Annotated in this window: 17 protein-coding genes; 8 read left to right on the top strand and 9 right to left on the bottom strand. The window is 41.5% G+C overall.

The genetic code is table 11. The annotated features are described in order from the left end of the window. From ABYB02_RS06855 to ABYB02_RS06870, 4 genes are all read left to right on the top strand, one after another. Positions 1-852 (top strand): biotin/lipoyl-containing protein (locus ABYB02_RS06855; protein WP_372761721.1); only part of this gene is annotated, 852 nt, incomplete at its 5' end. 14 nt (positions 853-866) lie between these two features. Further along, positions 867-1,997, top strand: a complete 1,131-nt coding sequence (locus ABYB02_RS06860) for a sodium ion-translocating decarboxylase subunit beta (protein WP_372761722.1) — start codon at positions 867-869, stop codon at positions 1,995-1,997. A 122-nt stretch (positions 1,998-2,119) separates the two neighbouring features. Then, entirely contained in the window at positions 2,120-3,091 is a 972-nt protein-coding gene (locus ABYB02_RS06865) for an aldo/keto reductase family oxidoreductase (RefSeq protein ID WP_372761723.1), read from the top strand. A gap of 25 nt (positions 3,092-3,116) precedes the next feature. Next, positions 3,117-3,293 (top strand): hypothetical protein, encoded by a 177-nt coding sequence (locus ABYB02_RS06870; protein ID WP_372761724.1) that lies wholly within the window; start codon positions 3,117-3,119, stop codon positions 3,291-3,293. A gap of 59 nt (positions 3,294-3,352) precedes the next feature. Here ABYB02_RS06870 and ABYB02_RS06875 read toward each other — a convergent pair whose 3' ends face one another. Then, the gene (locus ABYB02_RS06875; RefSeq protein ID WP_372761725.1) at positions 3,353-4,666 is read right to left on the bottom strand and encodes a peptidoglycan DD-metalloendopeptidase family protein; all 1,314 of its coding nucleotides are present in this window, start codon (positions 4,664-4,666) and stop codon (positions 3,353-3,355) included. Positions 4,667-5,152: 486 nt separating this feature from the next. Between ABYB02_RS06875 and tyrS the strand changes: the two genes are divergently transcribed. Then, positions 5,153-6,352, top strand: coding sequence for a tyrosine--tRNA ligase (tyrS, locus tag ABYB02_RS06880; protein ID WP_372761726.1), 1,200 nt, complete (start codon positions 5,153-5,155; stop codon positions 6,350-6,352). Between the two features lie 80 nt (positions 6,353-6,432). On the opposite strand, the gene ABYB02_RS06885 is transcribed toward tyrS, so the two are convergent. The 4 genes from ABYB02_RS06885 to folE2 all read right to left on the bottom strand — a co-directional run bounded on the left by ABYB02_RS06885 (position 6,433) and on the right by folE2 (position 9,831). Next, positions 6,433-7,377, bottom strand: coding sequence for a cobalamin biosynthesis protein (locus tag ABYB02_RS06885; RefSeq protein ID WP_372761727.1), 945 nt, complete (start codon positions 7,375-7,377; stop codon positions 6,433-6,435). Further along, on the bottom strand, positions 7,378-8,085 hold the full coding sequence (gene mtnN / locus ABYB02_RS06890) for a 5'-methylthioadenosine/S-adenosylhomocysteine nucleosidase (protein ID WP_372761728.1): 708 nt from the start codon (positions 8,083-8,085) through the stop codon (positions 7,378-7,380). Between the two features lie 118 nt (positions 8,086-8,203). Beyond that, complete coding sequence (locus tag ABYB02_RS06895) at positions 8,204-8,800, bottom strand: DUF2726 domain-containing protein (protein ID WP_372761729.1); 597 nt, start codon at positions 8,798-8,800, stop codon at positions 8,204-8,206. Positions 8,801-8,910: 110 nt separating this feature from the next. Then, positions 8,911-9,831, bottom strand: coding sequence for a GTP cyclohydrolase FolE2 (gene folE2 / locus ABYB02_RS06900; protein WP_372761730.1), 921 nt, complete (start codon positions 9,829-9,831; stop codon positions 8,911-8,913). 253 nt (positions 9,832-10,084) lie between these two features. Between folE2 and arcB the strand changes: the two genes are divergently transcribed. Then, positions 10,085-12,403, top strand: coding sequence for an aerobic respiration two-component sensor histidine kinase ArcB (arcB, locus tag ABYB02_RS06905; protein ID WP_372761731.1), 2,319 nt, complete (start codon positions 10,085-10,087; stop codon positions 12,401-12,403). Positions 12,404-12,407: 4 nt separating this feature from the next. Here the strand turns inward: arcB and arcA are convergent, their stop codons facing one another. The 3 genes from arcA to trmB form a co-directional block, all read right to left on the bottom strand. After that, positions 12,408-13,124, bottom strand: coding sequence for a two-component system response regulator ArcA (gene arcA, locus ABYB02_RS06910; RefSeq protein ID WP_372761732.1), 717 nt, complete (start codon positions 13,122-13,124; stop codon positions 12,408-12,410). 677 nt (positions 13,125-13,801) lie between these two features. Then, positions 13,802-14,827, bottom strand: coding sequence for a methyltransferase (locus tag ABYB02_RS06915; RefSeq protein WP_372761733.1), 1,026 nt, complete (start codon positions 14,825-14,827; stop codon positions 13,802-13,804). Between the two features lie 240 nt (positions 14,828-15,067). Further along, a complete protein-coding gene (gene trmB, locus ABYB02_RS06920) occupies positions 15,068-15,793 on the bottom strand; it encodes a tRNA (guanosine(46)-N7)-methyltransferase TrmB (protein WP_372761734.1) in 726 nt (241 codons plus the stop codon). A 161-nt stretch (positions 15,794-15,954) separates the two neighbouring features. Here trmB and mutY point away from each other — a divergent pair, with 161 nt between their 5' ends. Both mutY and ABYB02_RS06930 read left to right on the top strand, forming a co-directional pair. Beyond that, positions 15,955-17,016, top strand: a complete 1,062-nt coding sequence (gene mutY / locus ABYB02_RS06925) for an A/G-specific adenine glycosylase (RefSeq protein ID WP_372761737.1) — start codon at positions 15,955-15,957, stop codon at positions 17,014-17,016. 34 nt (positions 17,017-17,050) lie between these two features. Next, on the top strand, positions 17,051-17,323 hold the full coding sequence (locus tag ABYB02_RS06930) for an oxidative damage protection protein (protein ID WP_372761735.1): 273 nt from the start codon (positions 17,051-17,053) through the stop codon (positions 17,321-17,323). A 57-nt stretch (positions 17,324-17,380) separates the two neighbouring features. On the opposite strand, the gene ABYB02_RS06935 is transcribed toward ABYB02_RS06930, so the two are convergent. Further along, positions 17,381-19,058 (bottom strand): ATP-binding protein (locus tag ABYB02_RS06935; RefSeq protein ID WP_372761736.1); only part of this gene is annotated, 1,678 nt, incomplete at its 5' end.

Consider the following 19,058-nt stretch of genomic DNA (forward strand, 5'->3'; position numbering starts at 1 on the left):
CAAGGGGCTGCTGATAAGTTAGACCAAGTATTATTAGAAATTCCACGAGTGCGTGAAGACTTAGGTTTTTTACCGCTTGTAACCCCTACCTCGCAAATTGTGGGAACTCAAGCAGTACTGAATGTCTTAACCGGTGAGCGTTATAAAACCATTACCAAAGAAACGGCAGGGGTATTAAAAGGCGAATATGGTGCTACGCCAGCTGCTATGAATAAAGAGCTGCAAGAGCGAGTACTCGATGGCGGCGAAGTGATCACTTGTCGTCCTGCCGATCTGCTACAGCCAGAATTAGCTGCATTAGAAGCTGAGTTGAGTAAAGCGGCACAAGAGCAAGGCTTAACATTGGCAGATGACGTTATTGATGATGTGCTAACGTATGCGCTATTCCCGCAAGTCGGTTTAAAGTTTATTAAAAACCGTAATAACCCAGAGGCGTTTGAAGCAATTCCCAGCGCTGAAGACAGCAAAGATAAAGCGGCAAGTAAAACCACAAAAAATAACAACAAAGTCAGCGCTGAACAATATAGCGTAAAAGTTGATGGTAAGGTTTATGACGTAGTTGTCGCCCAAGGCGGTGAGCTCAAAGAAGTGAGCTTAAAAGATTCTGAGCACATTCCACAATCGGCTTCGGTTGCGTCAGGCGAAACGCTTAACGCACCACTGGCAGGTAATATCTTTAAAATAAAGGTGAAAGCCGGCCAAGTGGTAAATGAAGGCGATGTGGTGATCATCATGGAAGCAATGAAAATGGAAACCGAAGTACGCGCTATGCATACCGGTACCATTGCTGAGGTGTTGGTAAATGAAGGCGATGCCGTGACGACTGGCGACGCTATGATTGCACTGGCTTAGGGAGTTAACAGAGGATGGATGGTATTTTAAACCTCTGGCATGCCACCGGTATTGCTAACTTTACATTTCCAGGTTTGGTTATGATTGCGGTAGGGTGTTTATTATTGTTTTTAGCCATAGCTAAAAACTTTGAACCGCTGTTGTTACTGCCTATTGGCTTTGGTGCCATATTAACCAATATTCCCGTAGCTGGCTTGTCTGATCCGGGTGGATTGTTGTACTACGTGTATTATGTGGGGATTGATACTGGAATTTTCCCGCTATTAATCTTTATGGGCGTGGGCGCATTAACAGACTTCAGTGCGCTGATTGCTAACCCACGAATGTTACTGCTTGGCGCCGCAGCGCAATTTGGTATTTTTGCTACTTTATTTGGCGCAATTTTACTTAATTATGTTCCGGGCTTTGAGTTTACCCTGCAAGATGCATCAGCCATTGCCATTATAGGTGGTGCTGATGGCCCAACGGCGATATTTTTAGCTTCAAAGCTTGCCCCAGATTTACTAGGTGCCATTGCTGTGGCTGCGTATTCATACATGGCATTAGTGCCCATTATTCAGCCGCCGATTATGCGTGCCTTAACGACACCAGCAGAGCGTCAAATACAAATGCCAGAACTGCGTAAAGTATCGAAAAAAGAGAAAATTATTTTTCCGCTAATGGTACTAAGTTTAACGGCAGTGTTTTTACCCGCGGCTATTCCGCTAGTAGGGATGTTCTGTTTAGGTAACTTAATGCGTGAATCTGGAGTGGTTGATCGTTTAAGTAACAGTGCACAAAATGAAATTATCAATATCACCACTATCTTTTTAGGTTTAGCCGTGGGCTCTAAGTTGGCCGCAGATAAGTTTTTAACCGTGGAAACGATAGGTATTTTAGTACTAGGTGCCTTGGCGTTTGCAATTGGTACCGCGTCGGGTGTCTTTATGGCAAAAGGTTTAAATAAAATATCTAAAACGCCAATTAACCCATTAGTTGGTGCAGCTGGCGTGTCGGCAGTACCCATGGCTGCGCGTGTGGTGAATAAAGTGGGTCTTGAAAATAACCCGCATAACTTCTTACTCATGCATGCGATGGGGCCCAATGTTGCCGGTGTATTAGGCAGCGCAGTAGCCGCAGGTATATTGCTCGCACTTGTTGGCTAAAAGATAATAGAATCCAACCGATTAGCGCAGTTTACTGCGCTTTTTTTTGCGTGTTTTTAAGGCTTTATTGTTGCCAATATTTTGTTTACAGTGGGCAGCTTTACTACCTTTAAGGAAAACCAATGCAGGAAACGCCGTTAGCAAAGTACTTACCTAATGTCAGTAAACTCATTTTTGGCTGCATGGGGCTTGGCGGAGAGTGGAATAAAGATGCGATCGACCAAACGCATATTAAACAAGCCCACAACTGCATTGATAGCGCACTGGCTGGCGGTATAAATTTCTTTGATCACGCAGATATTTATACTTTCGGCAAAGCAGAGCAAGTGTTTGGCACTGTGTTAGCACAGCGCCCAGAGCTAAGAGAGCAACTATATATACAGTCAAAGTGTGGCATTCGCTTTGCGGACGAGCATGGGCCTAAACGTTACGATAGTTCAGCTCAGTGGATAGAGCACTCAGTAAATGGCTCGCTAAAGCGGCTAAACTGCGATTATTTAGATGTGTTAATGCTGCATCGCCCCGATCCATTAATGCAGCCAGCTGAAGTAGCCGCCGTGTTTAGTCGCTTAAAGCAAAGCGGCAAAGTACGTCATTTTGCAGTGTCTAATATGCAGCAACAGCACATTCAGTTTTTGCAAAATGCCCTTGATATGCCAATTGTTGCCAATCAAATTGAAGCCAGTTTGCAAAAATCAGGCTGGGTCGATCAAGGTGTTTACGCGGGCAATTCGCAGGGCAATACGATTAATTTTACTCCAGGCTGCATTGAATATTGCCGTGAGCAAGAGATTCAAATACAAAGTTGGGGCAGCTTATGTCAGGGAGTGTATAGTGGTAAAAGTATTGAAAATGCGTCACCAGCAGAGCGAAATACAGCTCTTTTAGTGAGCAAGCTGGCGGTGCTTTACAATACTTCAGCAGAGGCAATCGTGTTGGCTTGGTTGTTACGTCATCCTGCGCTAATTCAGCCGGTAATTGGCACGACTAATAGCCAGCGCATTGCTAACGCATGTGATGCCATTAATGTCCAATTGAGTAGAGAGCATTGGTACGCATTATATGTGAGCGCCAAAGGCTACGAGTTACCCTAATTGAGCACCAATTTAAGGATCTGCTATGAATATATTTGTTATTTTGATCAGCCTATTTGTTGCGTTGCTGATCCTCATTCCGCTGTTAGAAAAGTACCAAAGCAAACTGGGATTGGAGGGGGCCGCTAAATACAGTAAATATATTTGGCCATTGGTGATGCTATCGCTGGTAATACAGTTAATTTACGTGTTACTGAATTAAAAGCACAAAAAAGCCTTTGCAAGTTACCTAGCAAAGGCTTTTTATCGTTCTTTTTTAAATTACTTAAGCGCTAATTGTAGTTCGCGGTTACGCTCTAATTGCGCAATAAAGTTATCGGCAATCGGTTTGAATTTAGCAAGTTCGGCACGCGGTAGCGGCTCTGACTTAGGTAATTTAACGGTTTTAGGATTACGATGTACACCATTCACTAAAAATTCGTAGTGTAAGTGTGCACCGGTAACACGACCCGTTGCGCCAACGGTGCCTATTTGTTCACCTTGTTTAACTTTTTCACCGGTTTTTACTAAGCGTTTGTGTAGATGTAAGTACTTAGTGACATACTGCGTGCCATGGCTAATAAACACATAGTTACCGTTGTATTTACTGTAACCAGATTTAATCACTTTACCGTTACCTGACGCCACCACTGGAGTGCCAGTACGAGCTGCAAAGTCTATTCCGCGGTGTGCTTTAACTTGTCCTGTTACCGGGTGCAAGCGGCGCGGGTTAAAGCTAGAGCTGATATATTTAAAATTAACCGGTGCACGTAAAAATGCTTTTTTCATGCTGCGCCCTTCAGGGGTATAAAAACTACCGTCAGTGTGGCGAATAGCGGTATAGCGCTGACCTTGATTAATAAATTCAGCGGCAATAATTTTACCGGTGCCAATAAACTCACCATCAACATAATGCGACTCATAAATTAAGCCAAAAGCATCGCCCTTGCGTATATCGTTGGCAAAATCCACATCCCAACCAAAAATGTCGGCAAAGTTCATTATTTGACGCTCGCTTAAACCTGCTGCAATTGCAGAAGTCCAAAAGCTATTAGAAATTTCACCGCCTACCGTTTTAGTCAGGGTTTCAATTTCTTTACTATCGATTGCGGTGTCGTAATGACCGTCTTCGTTTAAAGTAACAAATAGCGTATCTGTTTTAGAAATTACATAACGCAACTGAGCCAGCTCACCATTTTCAGCGGTAGCAAAGCTCAGTGTTTCACCGGGGTGAATTTTAGTGAGTTTGCGAGTCTCTGCATTAGTATTGATTAATTTATGTAACGTTTGCGCCGAAAAACCTGCGCGCTTAAAAATAATCGCTAAGTTGTCACCATTTTTTACTTGGTGATCAACAAAGTCGTATTCAGGTAATTTTGCAGCTGCTGTGTCTGAATTTAACGCCGTTAGTTTTTCGTTGTCATCAACTTTAACTTGTAATTCGTAGCGTTTGCCAATCTCTAGTGTGTTAACACTATTATCTTTGGAGGCGGTGGCTTTTTCAGAAGGTAAAAAGGCTAAGCCAGCAATAGCAGAAACCAAACCTAAAATAAGCAACTTGTGTTTTTTGGGGAGCGTGTGAACCACGTGAACCATAACGTGCCTTTTCTGCTGTCAAGAAATAAATAGAATATCTTGCAGGATATAACGAATAATGCGTGAATACTAGTGTTTTGTAGATTTAAACTCGCGCTAAATTACGCTAAAATCACCACGACAATTGACATTACAAGGTTAATATCGCGCTAACTTAAACACTTTTATGCACCGATCTTATTAGCTAACTCGGTGAATTATTAAGCGAATAGTTAAATGGCACGGGCTAAAAAATAACCCGCTATTTTAAGTAAATGCTGCGCTAGTCAATATAGCCTAAAAAATCTAGCAAATGGCTATTTTTATAAGTGTATAAAACAACGGCTGAATGGCGAATTGAGTAACCCAAGCTGCGATAAAATGGTTTTAATTAGCTAAAAATTTGTTATCTTAGCTATATAGATGTATATGCTTTAAAGTGCCAGTAAGCGCAAATATATTAATAATTAACCCCTTCGTTAACAAAACTTTTTGGAGTAACACATAGTGGATTTACAAACCGCTCTTGCAGAGATAAAACGCGGTGCAGAAGAGATATTAATTGAAGATGAGTTAATTGAAAAATTAAAATCTGGAAAAAAATTAAAAATCAAAGCTGGCTTCGATCCTACGGCGCCTGATTTACACTTAGGGCATACAGTACTGATTAATAAAATGAAAACCTTTCAAGACTTAGGTCATGAGGTTATTTTCTTAATTGGTGACTTTACCGGCATGATAGGCGATCCAACGGGTAAAAACGTTACCCGTAAACCATTGACTCGCGAAGACGTGTTGGCCAATGCCGAGACATATAAAGAGCAAGTGTTTAAAATTCTCGATCCGGCAAAAACTACCGTGGCGTTTAACTCTACATGGATGGAAACTTTAGGTGCTGCAGGTATGATCAAACTCGCTGCGCGCCAAACCGTGGCGCGTATGCTAGAGCGTGATGATTTTAAAAAGCGTTATGGCAGTGGTCAATCTATCGCGATTCATGAGTTTTTGTACCCACTGGTGCAGGGCTGGGATTCGGTAGCACTGGAGTCAGACGTAGAACTGGGCGGTACCGATCAGCGCTTTAACCTTTTAATGGGCCGTGAGTTACAAAAAGACGAAGGGCAAAAGCCGCAAACCGTATTGATGATGCCATTACTTGAGGGCACCGACGGCGTGCAAAAAATGTCTAAGTCACTAGGTAACTACATTGGTATTACCGATACACCTAATGACATGTTTGGTAAAATAATGTCAATTAGCGACGTGCTAATGTGGCGTTACTATGACTTACTGAGCAGTTTATCGATTGAACAGATAGCGGCGCAAAAAGCACGTGTTGAGCAGGGCACCAACCCTCGCGATATTAAAATTGAACTTGCTAAAGAGCTGATTGCGCGTTTTCACAGCGAAGCAGATGCACAAGCCGCTCATGATGACTTCATTCAGCGCTTTCAGAAAAAAGCCCTGCCAGATGAAATTCCTGAGCTGACAGTCACTATTGAGCAAGAAACGATTTTAATTGCTAACTTACTTAAAGAAGCTAACCTTGTTGCAAGCACATCGGAAGCGATGCGAATGATTAAGCAAGGGGCCGTAAAACTAAATGGTGAAGATAAAATCACCGATACAAAAATGGAAATCGCCAAAGGCAGCACGGCTATTTACCAAGTAGGTAAACGTAAGTTTGCCAATATTACCGTTGCTTAATTTAGCAAAAAAGTAAAAAACCAGCTGCGGCTGGTTTTTTTGTGGTGATTTATTAGTGGTGTATACCTAGGCTAATAGCGTTAAATGCTGGTTAATATTTCAATACCTAGTATTACTAAAAACCAAAACCCGCGCGCTTGATTTAAGCGATTAATAATAACCGCTATATCCTCAGCAACAGGCAAGCGATCGCTGCCAATACGCATTTTATTAAATCGCTCTGCAAAATAAACAGCGGGTCCGCCAAGCTGTACTCCTAACGAAGCCGCGCAGCAGCTGAGTAACCACCCGCTGTTAGTTTGGTAGTAATGACGGCCGTAATGCTTAATGTAGTGCAGACTTTGCTTACTCGCCTTGCTGGCTGCAATGGTTAAAGCCAGTAACCGCATCGGAATAAATTCAATAATAAATAAGCTGACGCGTAATGGCCCTAAAAATACGCTATTGGGCTTCACATTATTACGCCAGGCGCTGTGGATCAAAGTGAGTAATCGGTAGCCTAACGCTGCTATTGGGCCAAAGACTAAAAAAATAAATATCACCACAAAGTAATAACGTGCAGTGCGCAATATTAGGCTTTCTATTACTGCTTTTAAAATCCCCGCAGCGGAGAGCTTAGTTACTTCTCGCGCAACTAATGGTTTTAACAGCTCGCGCGCCGCCGACTTTTGATTTTGTTTGAGCAGCTTGGCAATCCGCAAGGCTTTTTTATCTAGCGCTTTACTTTCAAGGCATAAATATAAAATAAGCCCAGCGAGTAACTCAGGGTAAAAGGCAAGCTCTAGCAGTAATACCACAATAATAAGTAGCACACTTACGATAACGCTACAGGCAAGGATAGTTGCTAAATAGTGGTAACTTTTAGTTTCATCAGCCCGATATGTTCGTTTACCGATGGCACTAAAAATAGCGATTAACGCGGTGTTGGGGTGATACCAAGTGACTAAAGGGAAAAAGCGCTCAGCAAGGAGCGCACAACTAAATACAATAAAGTCCAAATGATTTTGAACCAAATTGCTGAGCATTTACAGTGAAACTGCCGTTAGTTTTTCAAGTAAGGCAATCACCATTTTAGATGAGTTAATCGATGCTGTTTCTAAGTACTCTTCAAACGATTGCGGTGACTCTTTACCGGCAATGTCAGACATAGAACGAATAACCACAAACGGAGTATTGAGTGAAAAACAGGTTTGTGCAATTGATGCGCCTTCCATTTCAACCGCCAGCATAGTAGGAAAGTCGCTACGGGCTTTGTCAATACGCACTGGATCGCACATAAAGGTGTCGCCAGTACAAATTAAACCCACTAGTGTTTTTACGTCACTAATTTGCGCAATGGTTTGTTCAGCGGCCGCCACTAACTTAGGGTGTGCTGCAAAGCCTGCGGGCATTTGTGGAACCTGACCGATTTCGTAGCCAAAAGCAGTAACATCGACGTCGTGGTGACGCACTTCTGATGAAATAACCACATCACCCACGTTTAAAGATGGATCAAAACCACCTGCAGAGCCGGTGTTAATAACGCAATCGGGGGTAAAGTTATCAATTAGCAGCGTGGTGGCAATCGTAGAGGCTACTTTGCCAATACCCGATTGCACCAGTGTCACTGTGTTACCCGCCAGTTCACCGGTGTAAAAGGTGAAACCCGCTTTGTTTAAAACTTGTGGATTTTGCATCGCTTCGCGCAAAATTTTAACTTCTGGCTCCATTGCGCCAATAATACCAACATTCATCGTGTTAAATTCCTGAGTTTGAATACGCTGATTATACGTGAAATTAGCAATAAAAAACAAAAAAGCGAGCAGTTTTCACGGCTCGCTTAAAATACTTTAGGAGAGTATTTAATCTATTTTAAATTTCGGCTAACGCCGTTGTATGCGCTTTAGCTTGTGAAGCCGAGAGCACCGCAGGTTTTTGTACGCGACTACGAACAGGCTGCGTGGGCTGCGCCACTGCAGGTTTGCCTAGCTTAAACATAATTGCATTGCGCACTTCATTAGGGCGGTATCCGGCTTTTACTTTCATGCGAATATGCGGAATGCCTGCAGACTCTAATGCACCACTAACAAACCAGTCACGTTGTGCTTTATGTCCATCTTTATTGGAGTTATTGACCAAATCAACGGCAGCCACCACGGTCATTTTTTCTTTATCGACCAAAACGTAATCCAGCTGTTTATGTTTCGCTTTAGCCATGGCGGCACGTTTCGACTTGGCCGATAAGCCTTGCTTACAATCAATCACGTCGATTAACTTAACACGACTAATAATTTTATACTGATCGCCAACCGCGCGTTCTAATAGGGTTAAAAAGGCACTTTCTACCTGAGTAAACACACTGTGTTTACGGGTGAAAGGGTAAGGGTTGCCGCCATCATCACTAAATTTTGACGCAACAACAGACGCCCCTACCACTAATACTAATATTGATAATAAAGCGAATTCCATCTGGTAACTCCATAACAACAAATTGACACTGCTTAAACTTAGCAATAAATGTGCCTAAAGTTAGTTGTTAATTAAGTTTGTAAGCGAATGCTTTATTATCACCTCAATTATTAGGCTTGATAGCCGCCAGCAACGCCTTTAACAGCGATAGCTACCGCATCGTGGGCGTGTAAAGACTCATAGTGATTTATTTGCAGCCAGTAGTCACTATATTGACGTGTCTCAAGTACCGCTTTAATTTTACGTGCGGCGTCTTCACAAAACATCAGGTTTTGCCCATTGAGGCGAGCAAACTCTTGCTCATCTTCACGCTTCACAGCCGCTTGCACTGGGGTTTTTAGTTCGTCTTCAAGGGTGTTAATTAACGTTACTACGTCGAACTCTGCAATGTTGTTAGCTAATTTTACTTTAACATTAGCAATAGAGCGCTGAGAATGCGGAGTGGCAACAATCCCTTGCGTTGTGCCTAACCACGCGAGCGCTTCTTTTTGGCTGATGGTTTCTTGTTGAAATTGTTCGGCAAATGCATTTTGTATTAACTGCCGTGCCAGTGCCGCCGAGCACGGACAGGTTGATGAATACGTAACATCAACACTCAGTTCATAATTAATGACACCTTGCTCTATGGTGCTGATTAGCGTGACAGGGTAGCTTTTCCAACCCACTTTACCACTTAATAGTGATTCACGGCGCAGCGGCAGCTCAAAGTTAAACTCTATTTGGGCTTTATCGCTTAGGCCATCGTGGCTAGTAATAAAGCTGTCAAGCGCTTGCGCTAGAGTATGTGGATTAACGTGTTGCTCAGTAGAGAGCGTATCGAGCGCTAAAAATAAGCGCGACATATGAATGCCCTTAGCATCTTCTTTATGTAAGTTCACAAAGGCACGGGCTTTTGCATTAACGGTAACTGGCGTGATGCCATGCGACTCAAAAATAAAAGGTAAATCTATCTCACCCATACCAACCCAGTCTAATTTACCTGTTTGTAAGGCGGGTGCCGTGTTAGCTATATCGGGCATATTAGTTTGCATGGTGCATTACTCGTTATTGGCAATAATAAAACGCCGCATTTTACACTAAATAATTTCCTGCTGGAATGCCGAGTTATAGCTAGTTTATGCTTCTGGGCAATAATATCAGTGTTAGTGAGTTGCTGATTTCAACAAATAATTTTTGTTTTTATCGCACAAGCTGAAAATAGCACAGATAAAATGCTAAAATCAGCGCTAATGTCAGTTTCCACTTGTTTGTAATGAAGCATTTAGCTAAGAGATACCCAGATATATGACCGATTCTTCTTTGAGCCCATGGGCTCGAGCTCTTTCTAGCCTAATAACTCGATTTGGTGAGTTTAAAACGGCTGCTATTTGCTATGTGGTGTTACTAGCGGTATCACTGGTTTTATCAAGTATGTTTTATTACGTGGCCATTGGCGAAGTTGACCTAGTGGGAATGCTGGCGGTAATGTTTTTTACGGCGGTGGTATCGCCGTTGGTCATTAGTGTGTTACTCAATTCTATTCGCCAGTTAGACGCTTCGTATGCGTACTTAGACAGTGCTACCAAACAAGAAAAACTACTTAACCAAACATTAAAAGATAATATCACACGGTTAAACATTGAAATTGACGAACGTAAAATGGCGTTTCATGCTAAGCATCGCGCAATAGAAGAGCTTAGAAAAGAGATTGCTGAGCGTAAAAAAACGCAACAAGAACTTGCCCAGCAAAGTATGTTACAGCGCTCCATTGTTGACTCTTCACCCGATTTATTTTACTACCGCGATAACAATGGCGTGTTTGCCGGTTGTAATAAAATGTTTGAAGAGGTGATGGGAAAAACCAGCAGTGAATTAATCGGTAAAACGGCGGAGCAAATATTTCCTAGTCGTTTCCTATCAGAAGTTTTAAAAACCGATAAACAAGTTGAGCAAACTCATCAGCCGTTAACCATAGACGTTGAATATGATGTGGGAGGCGAAAAACGTTGGTTTGAGTTACGTAAACTGCCCTTTATTAACGACAAAGGTGAATACATAGGGTTACTGGCATTTGGCCGTGATATTACGAGTCGTAAAGAGGCCGCCGAAGCGCTTGAAACGGCCTATAAAGATAAAGGTAAGTTTATTGCTACTTTAAGCCATGAGTTGCGTACTCCGCTCAATGGGATTGTTGGTCTTACCCGTATGTTGCTTGATACCGAGCTCAATAAGCAGCAACGTAGTTGGTGTAATACGGTGTTTTCTAGCGCCGAGACTTTAGGTAATATTTTTAACGATATTATTGATTTAGATAAAATAGACAGAGATCAGTTAGACATTGCTGCCAACTCAATTAATGTTGCTGACTTTATTAACGATGTGGTTAACTTTGCAGGTTTGATAGCAGAACAAAAAGAGCTGTCTTTTGATATAAAACGCGCGGGTATGTTAGATATTTATGCCTTGCTTGACCCTACACGATTACGCCAAGTGGTGTGGAATCTCATCAACAATGCGGTTAAGTTTACCCACAAGGGTGGGGTGACATTGGACTTTATTCGTGAAAACCGCGCCGATGGCCCCTGGTTAACTATGAAAGTGTCGGATACCGGCGAGGGGATACCGGAGGATCAACTACCGCGAATTTTTGATATGTATTACAAAGCCCCCGATCTTAAAGGCACTAATGCAATCGGCTCAGGTATCGGCTTGGCGGTTACTAAGGCGTTAGTCGATGCTATGAAAGGTACTATTTCAGTGCGCAGCGTCGCCGGTGAAGGCAGCTGCTTTATCGTCGAAATTCCATTGAATTTATGTACGGCTCCAAAAGAGCAAAATTATGTTGGCCGTAGCTTAAATATATTATTAGTGGAAGATGTGCCGTTAAATGCCGAGATTGCGACTAACTTACTTGAGCAGCGCGGACATGAGGTGATTTGGGCTGAAACTGGTGAAGATGCGTTGTCTTTTGTCGCCACAGAAGATGACTTAGATCTGATTTTACTCGATATGCAGCTTCCAGATATCAATGGCGATGAAGTCGCACGGCAAATTAGAGCCGATAGCCACTTTGATAGCTTACCTATTGTAGCGTTAACCGCGAACGTGCGCAGTGCCGAGCAAGAGCTGGCCGGAATTGCAATTCAAGGGGCGTTGGCGAAACCCATTAATACGGTTAAGTTGGATAACATGCTAGCGGATTTGTTTGGGATTCAACAAACGCAAGCGAATGAGCAGCCACTAACAGTGAGCGCAGAGGCACTTTCGGGCATTAACGTACAGCTACTAGATATTGAAACCATTGAAGACTTTGTAAACTCTATGGGGCTTGAAGTATTTAAACGCAGCAGCCAGTTGTTTGCCAAGCTCAATCCGCAGTATCAGCAAGAATTACTCAGCTCGTTAAATAGCGGTGACCGAGAAGAATACAAGTCTGTGGCACATAAATTAAAAGGGGCAGCAGGCTCGGTAGGTTTAAATGATGTGCAATTACATGCAAAAGTAATGGAGTATGGCGCGCTTGATGAATCAGATGCAGTGTTAACGCAATGGTTAACTGTGTTAGCAGATAAAATAAATGAAGGGCAACATGCCCTTCATTTATTCTTACAACAATTAGAGTAACTAATTAGCTGTCGATTTTACCAATGAAACGGTAACCTTCACCATGGATGGTGCTGATCAACTCAGAGGTAGAGTTGTCGCTTTCAAAATGCTTACGAATACGACGAATAGTCACATCTACAGTTCTGTCGTTAGCACGTAGCTCACGGCCAGTCATGTGTTTAATTAATTGCTCACGGCTAAAAATACGACCTGGAGAGTCAAGCATTAAACGTAATGCTCTGTATTCACCTTTAGGAAGACGTTTTGCGTCACCGCTAGGAGAGGTAAGACAACGACTGTTTTCGTCAAGTTCCCAACCATTAAACGTAATTACACCATTTGTTTCTAGTGCAGACTCTTCACCGCCTAAGGCAGTACGAGTAATTAAGTTACGCGCACGAATAGTTAATTCGCGAGGATTGAATGGCTTAGTAATATAGTCATCAGCGCCAATTTCTAGGCCTAAGATACGATCTACATCGTTATCACGACCCGTTAAGAAAATAAGACCGACTTTGCGTTTTTGGCGTAATTCGCGAGCTAAGATCAGCCCGTTTTTGCCTGGCAGATTGATGTCCATAACTACGAGATTGACGTCGTCATTATTTGTAAGCTTATCATGCATATCATCGCCATCAATGGCTTCAATAACTTTGTAACCTTCAGCTTCAAATAAACTAACGAGGTTTAGTCTAGTTACGTCTTCATCCTCTACAATCAGAATGACTGGCGTTTGCATTTTTAATTAACCTTTTTGGAGTATTTTATTACAAAAAAACCGGCATGGTTCTATAAACCGATTACTAGAGATTATAGGATTATATCTAAATGTTAACAAGTATAAACCATTTAGACGAAACAGTAGGGAATCGCAAAAACCCACTATAGAAAGGCATTGTGTGAACTACTGTTTAATTGATCTTTTAAATTGGATGCATTTTTTGAATTATTAAAGTCGAAGCCATTTTCCTTTAGTAATTGATGCACCCATCAATCAGGTAAAGATACATAAAATAAACAGACTAATTCAAAACGAAATTATATCACTTTCCAACCTTTCATCAATCTATGTGATATCTTAAAAGCATTAAAGTTCATAAATTATTTAACTTCAAGCCATTTACCAAACAAAAAGATCGGGCTGGTTAGCAGATGTTTTATAAATGTGGCCGCTACTGACATAATTCAAGGGCCGTAGTGTAATTACTCTAACTTTTTTACTCAGTCATAGCTCGCTCATTAATAGGATCACTTATGCGCGCGCGTTTACTAACTCTGAGCGCCTAAGTTGTAATTTAAGGCGCTATTACTCAGCAGAGCAAATTCGTTATTTTGTATTGCCAGCTCTTGTCATTAACATTTGTAGCGACTGTGTTAGTCGCTGCCTGAGTACGCTGAGTTTAGCGAGCAGTAGGTTTAGCTGCTATAAACGGCAAATTTATTATTTTTAAATACCGTTTGAAAGTTTTCAAATTGTGCTTCCAAAATAGGTGGGTATTTTAAAAAGCTATTGGCCACAATATTGAGCTTACCTGCTTTGGTCAGGTGCTGTTTAGCATTGGCTAGAAATGTTTCCGCGACTGTGTAGTCGGTAGCAATACCAGTATGAAATGGCGGATTACTAATAATAAGATCAAACTTACCGGTAATATTTTTTAGACCATCACTAAGTATCGCTTCGCCGTTAATATTGTTTAGTTTAAGCGTTTGCTGCGTTGCATAAGTTGCTAATGCGCTAACATCACTACACACAAAACTTAGTGCAGGGTTGTTTAGCCCTAAATATGTGGCAATTAAGCCAGCACCACAGCCAAAGTCTAGTACGCTACCGTGTTTAATTTGCGGTGCGTTTTCTAGTAATATTTTTGTTCCAGCGTCTAAACCGCCATGGTTAAAAACCCCAGGAATGCTTATTGCAGTAAATTCAGTGTCGCCTACATTTACCGTAAAGTGCTTATGGTAATCGCTAATAGCAAACTGTTTATTTGCTGTAAGCTGCGCGAATGAATAGAGCACACAATGTTTAGCAGAATCGATTTTATTACTAAACTGAGCTTTACCCATTAGCTGCTTTTCAATGGACTTAACACCACTTTTATTTTCACCAACCACTAACAGCTCAGCATCTTCAGTAATGATGGCGCGTATATTATCCAGCGCCATTAATACTTCTGGTTTTGATTTTGGGTAGTATAGAATAACTAAATCAAAGTCATTACCCTTCATGCTGTGGTTAATAGCTATATCAACTCCAGCGATATTTTTGGCAAACTCCGCATTAGCGTGGTTATAACTAAAGGCGGTAATTTTGCTTTCAGGGTTAAGCTGTTTAAGCTCGTTTAAAAAGCCATCTTGAACAAAGTTGACCACCAAAATTGACTTACCGACTAGCTTTTCGCTATTGCGCAGTAATAGTAAGCTTGGGTTGGTTAATACGCTCATAAATAGCATTACCTTAAAAATAGATTAGTTATAGAGGGATTAATTTCTTAACCCGAATTCTGCTGAAGAAGTTTGCCTGTACACAGATAATACACCCAGCTATAAGTAAGCTTTGCCACCTGTATGCTTTTGTTGCACGAGGCAAAGCACATTAATAGCGGCCCTGATGCAGCTAACTTCAATACTGAGTGTATTGTTGAAAGTAGCCGCAGCAGATAGTTGTATTATGCAGTGCTTAGCTTATTCAGTGCGCTCAAACATTAAGTCCCACACACCATGGCCTAAACGGTGTCCACGTTGCTCAAACTTAGTTAAAGGACGCGCATCTGGGCGTGGTACATAATCGTTTGTTGCCGATTGGTTTTTAAACCCAGGGGCTGCTTGCATTACTTCTAGCATATGCTCGGCATAATTTTCCCAATCAGTGGCCATATGAAAAACCCCGCCCAGTTTTAATTGAGTACGTAATTTTTCGACAAACTCAGGCTGTACAATACGACGCTTATGGTGGCGTTTTTTATGCCAAGGATCAGGGAAAAATAACTGTAGTTTAGCTAAGCTCTCTGCCGCGATACAGTCGGCAAGTACTTCTATGGCGTCGTGTTCAAAAATACGTAGGTTAGTAATACCGGCTTCATCGGCATCCATTAAGCACGCACCCACACCTGGGCGATGTACTTCAATACCAATAAAGTTTAACTGCGGGGCATTTTTTGCCATTTCAACCAGTGACTTGCCCATACCAAAGCCAATTTCAAGCACCACATCGTTATCGTTGCCAAACACCTCGCTTAAATCCAGCATGCCATTTTTATGTTCTAAGCCCATAGTTGGCCAGCACTTTTCGATAGCGGCAGCTTGGCCTTTGGTTAAACGACCTTCGCGCTTTACAAAACTACGAATAGTACGGATATATTTACCTTCTTGCTTTGCTTGCTCAAGGTTAGCGTTAGTTGATTCACTCATATTATTGGCCTGACAAAATAACGGGTTTAAAAACGGTTGCGTATTATCCCTGACCCCGGCACCGATAACAAGCTTTAGCTGATTTTATAGGCTCTATCGCTTGATCTTTTCAATAACTGCAATAGACTGAGCCGCCATTAAGCATCTGTAATAAGTTAAATATTTTGCATTTAAACAAACAACAGTCAGACTGGTTTTCTAAGCAAGTTGTTGACTGGTATCATCTTCATGGTCGAAAAACACTGCCGTGGCAGTTAGCCAAAACCCCTTATAAGGTGTGGGTTTCTGAGGTGATGCTGCAACAAACTCAAGTAATTACCGTTATTCCTTACTTTGAGAAGTTTATGGCGAGTTTTCCAGATATTATTGCTTTAGCAAATGCCGATGAAGATCAGGTGCTGCATCATTGGACAGGCTTAGGTTACTATGCTCGCGCACGTAACTTACATAAAACAGCCAAAATAGTCCGTGATCAATACCAAGGGCAGTTCCCGGAAACCCTTGAAGAAGTAATGGCGTTACCTGGAATAGGGCGTTCCACTGCCGGTGCAGTATTATCATTATCGCTAGGGCAGCACCACCCGATACTTGACGGTAATGTAAAGCGCGTTTTGGCCCGCTTTTTTATGGTTGAAGGGTGGTATGGGGTTAAAAAGGTCGAAAACCAGCTTTGGCAGTTAAGCGAGCAGTTAACACCAAAAAATAATGTCACCGAATTTAATCAAGCAATGATGGATTTAGGGGCCAGTGTATGTTCCCGTAGTCGCTTTGACTGCCAAGCGTGTCCGTTAAATAGCCGCTGTGCTGCATTTAACGCTGAGCAAGTTACCGTATTTCCTCATTCAAAGCCTAAAAAAGCAGTGCCTAAAAAGCGTTGCCATCAATTAATTATTCAATGCGATGACAAAGTACTTATGGAAAAGCGTCCAAGTTCAGGTATTTGGGGAGGGTTGTTTGGTTTTTTTGAATTTAATGAAGCAAGCGAATTGGAACTGTTTTTAGCCCAGCAAGGACTAACAACCGAGCTGACGCTACTGGAACCCTTTACCCATGTGTTTTCACACTTTGAGCTGACGATTAACCCACATGTACTTAAGTTAGCGCATATTCCGGATGTGGTTAATGAGCGGCAATTGGTTTGGTACCCACTAGATCAATCCATAGAGGTGGGTTTAGCCGCACCGACTAAAAAGTTGGTTAAACAAATGGCGCCAATAGGTTAAACTTGCTGGTAACTATCGCTAAAGAGAATTAATTATGGCACGTACAGTATTTTGTCAAAAGTTACAAAAAGAAGCTGAAGGGCTTGGATTTCAATTATATCCTGGCGAACTTGGCGAAAAAATCTTTAACAATATCTCCAAAGAAGCTTGGGCACAGTGGCAGCACAAGCAAACAATGCTAATAAACGAAAAGCATTTAAATATGATGGACCCTGAGCATCGCAGCTTTTTAGAGCAGCAAATGGTAGGCTTTTTGTTTGAAAACAAAGATATTGAAATTGAAGGCTATAAGCCACCAGAAAAATAAAAGTTAATTAAACTAAAAAAAGGGCTGAATAGCCCTTTTTTAGTTTATCAGAGCAATTTACTCATCTTCTTGTTCGCTGATCTTAATTTGCTCTTTTAAGAACTGTGCCGCTTTAGAATATTCAATCTCTAATTGATCCCGTAACTCGATAAGTTTATCACTGTTAGGTGTTGCTGTTTTACATTGTTCTTCAAATACGCTTGCCAGTTCAGTAACTTGGTGTGCACCAATGGTTTTTGATATAGACTTTAACTGATGGCAGCCATCAATAATATCCTCTAAATTATTCTGCATAACGCCAAAGTTAATAGCCCTTATCAGTTCTTGGCTTTGCTCTAAGTACATCTTAAAAAATCGAATTTGCTTCGCTGCATCACCATCAATATATTTAGCGACAGACGCCATATTAATAGGTATTGCCGGTTTGGATTGTATATCGTAGTTTTTCTTATTGTTATACTTTTCATTCCAACGCAGCAAGGTTTCATCTAACACGTTCAGCTCGATAGGTTTAGTAAGAAAGTCATTAACCCCCACGTTTAAGCAGCGTTCTTTTTCACCCTTAATGGCATTTGCGGTAACGGCAATAATATAAGGTTGTGACACGATGGAGCCTAACATTTCAGCTTCGTTGCGAATTTTTTCGACCATATCGTAGCCAGACATAACCGGCATGTGTAAATCGGTTAAGATTAGCGAATAGTTGCCTTTACGCCACATATTAATGCCTTCTTCACCATTATTAGCTACTTCAACAGCATAGCCAAGAATCTCGAGCTGATCTGACATGACTTGCTGATTGAGTTGGTTATCTTCAACTAATAGAATAAGTTTATTCGCATCAGCAGCTTGCTCTGAATCTAAATAATCAGCGAGTGATTTTGGCTTTTTGATATGCTTTGGCTGATGTAAGCCTGCAGCAACTAATATCGATAACATAAAATTAGACTTACACAGCGGGCTGGCATTAATATAAAAAATATTTTTATGATTAATGGTCGCATCATCTAACTTGCTTAATACCACCACTTGCTGGTTATGATCTTCTAACGAATAGAGTAAACGTCTTAAAAAGGCGTTTATGTTATCCATATCGTCGATACCATCAACCACCCAAATTATATCTCGCTGCTCTTGTTGCGCCTCAATTTCTTGCTGATTATGAACATAGGTTATTTTAGCCCCCATGAATGATAAATAACGGTAAATTATTTTCTCTCGCTCAGCATTATTACTGACTACTACAATATGCCTGCCGTCTAAGCTATTTTTATGAGCATATTTAACCTTGCCTGAGGTACCAAAAGGAAGCTCAACGGTGAATTCGCTGCCTATACCAATGTTACTGTTAACAGAGATAGTGCCTAGCATTAACTCGGTAAGGCTTTTACAAATAGAAAGCCCAAGGCCTGTGCCGCCGTACTCTCTGGTAATAGAGCTTTCGGCTTGAATAAAGGGATTAAATATTTCGCGTAGCTGAGCTTGGGTCATACCTTTGCCGTTATCAGATACACAAAAACGTACGGTGAAATGATCAGCCGTATTATGAGCAACTTCAACTGTGATATTTACTTGCCCCTGATGCGACTCACTGGTTGTGGTAAATTTAATCGCGTTACTACATAAGTTATATAAAACTTGGCGGACTCGTACATTATCACCAATTAAATTTACAGGAATGTCGGGGGCAATAGCTAAAAATCGCCAACTTAACTTGAATTTAGCTATTGCCCCC

The sequence above is a fragment of the Pseudoalteromonas sp. genome, from assembly GCF_041613455.1.
GTDB lineage: Bacteria > Pseudomonadota > Gammaproteobacteria > Enterobacterales > Alteromonadaceae > Pseudoalteromonas.

Coding starts and splice junctions, on each gene's coding strand:
- ABYB02_RS06860 (WP_372761722.1), top strand. CDS start 867: ATGGATGGTATTTTAAACCTCTGGCATGCCACCGGTATTGCTAACTTT.
- ABYB02_RS06865 (WP_372761723.1), top strand. CDS start 2,120: ATGCAGGAAACGCCGTTAGCAAAGTACTTACCTAATGTCAGTAAACTC.
- ABYB02_RS06870 (WP_372761724.1), top strand. CDS start 3,117: ATGAATATATTTGTTATTTTGATCAGCCTATTTGTTGCGTTGCTGATC.
- ABYB02_RS06875 (WP_372761725.1), bottom strand. CDS start 4,666: ATGGTTCACGTGGTTCACACGCTCCCCAAAAAACACAAGTTGCTTATT.
- ABYB02_RS06885 (WP_372761727.1), bottom strand. CDS start 7,377: ATGCTCAGCAATTTGGTTCAAAATCATTTGGACTTTATTGTATTTAGT.
- mtnN (WP_372761728.1), bottom strand. CDS start 8,085: ATGAATGTTGGTATTATTGGCGCAATGGAGCCAGAAGTTAAAATTTTG.
- ABYB02_RS06895 (WP_372761729.1), bottom strand. CDS start 8,800: ATGGAATTCGCTTTATTATCAATATTAGTATTAGTGGTAGGGGCGTCT.
- folE2 (WP_372761730.1), bottom strand. CDS start 9,831: ATGCAAACTAATATGCCCGATATAGCTAACACGGCACCCGCCTTACAA.
- arcB (WP_372761731.1), top strand. CDS start 10,085: ATGACCGATTCTTCTTTGAGCCCATGGGCTCGAGCTCTTTCTAGCCTA.
- arcA (WP_372761732.1), bottom strand. CDS start 13,124: ATGCAAACGCCAGTCATTCTGATTGTAGAGGATGAAGACGTAACTAGA.
- ABYB02_RS06915 (WP_372761733.1), bottom strand. CDS start 14,827: ATGAGCGTATTAACCAACCCAAGCTTACTATTACTGCGCAATAGCGAA.
- trmB (WP_372761734.1), bottom strand. CDS start 15,793: ATGAGTGAATCAACTAACGCTAACCTTGAGCAAGCAAAGCAAGAAGGT.
- ABYB02_RS06930 (WP_372761735.1), top strand. CDS start 17,051: ATGGCACGTACAGTATTTTGTCAAAAGTTACAAAAAGAAGCTGAAGGG.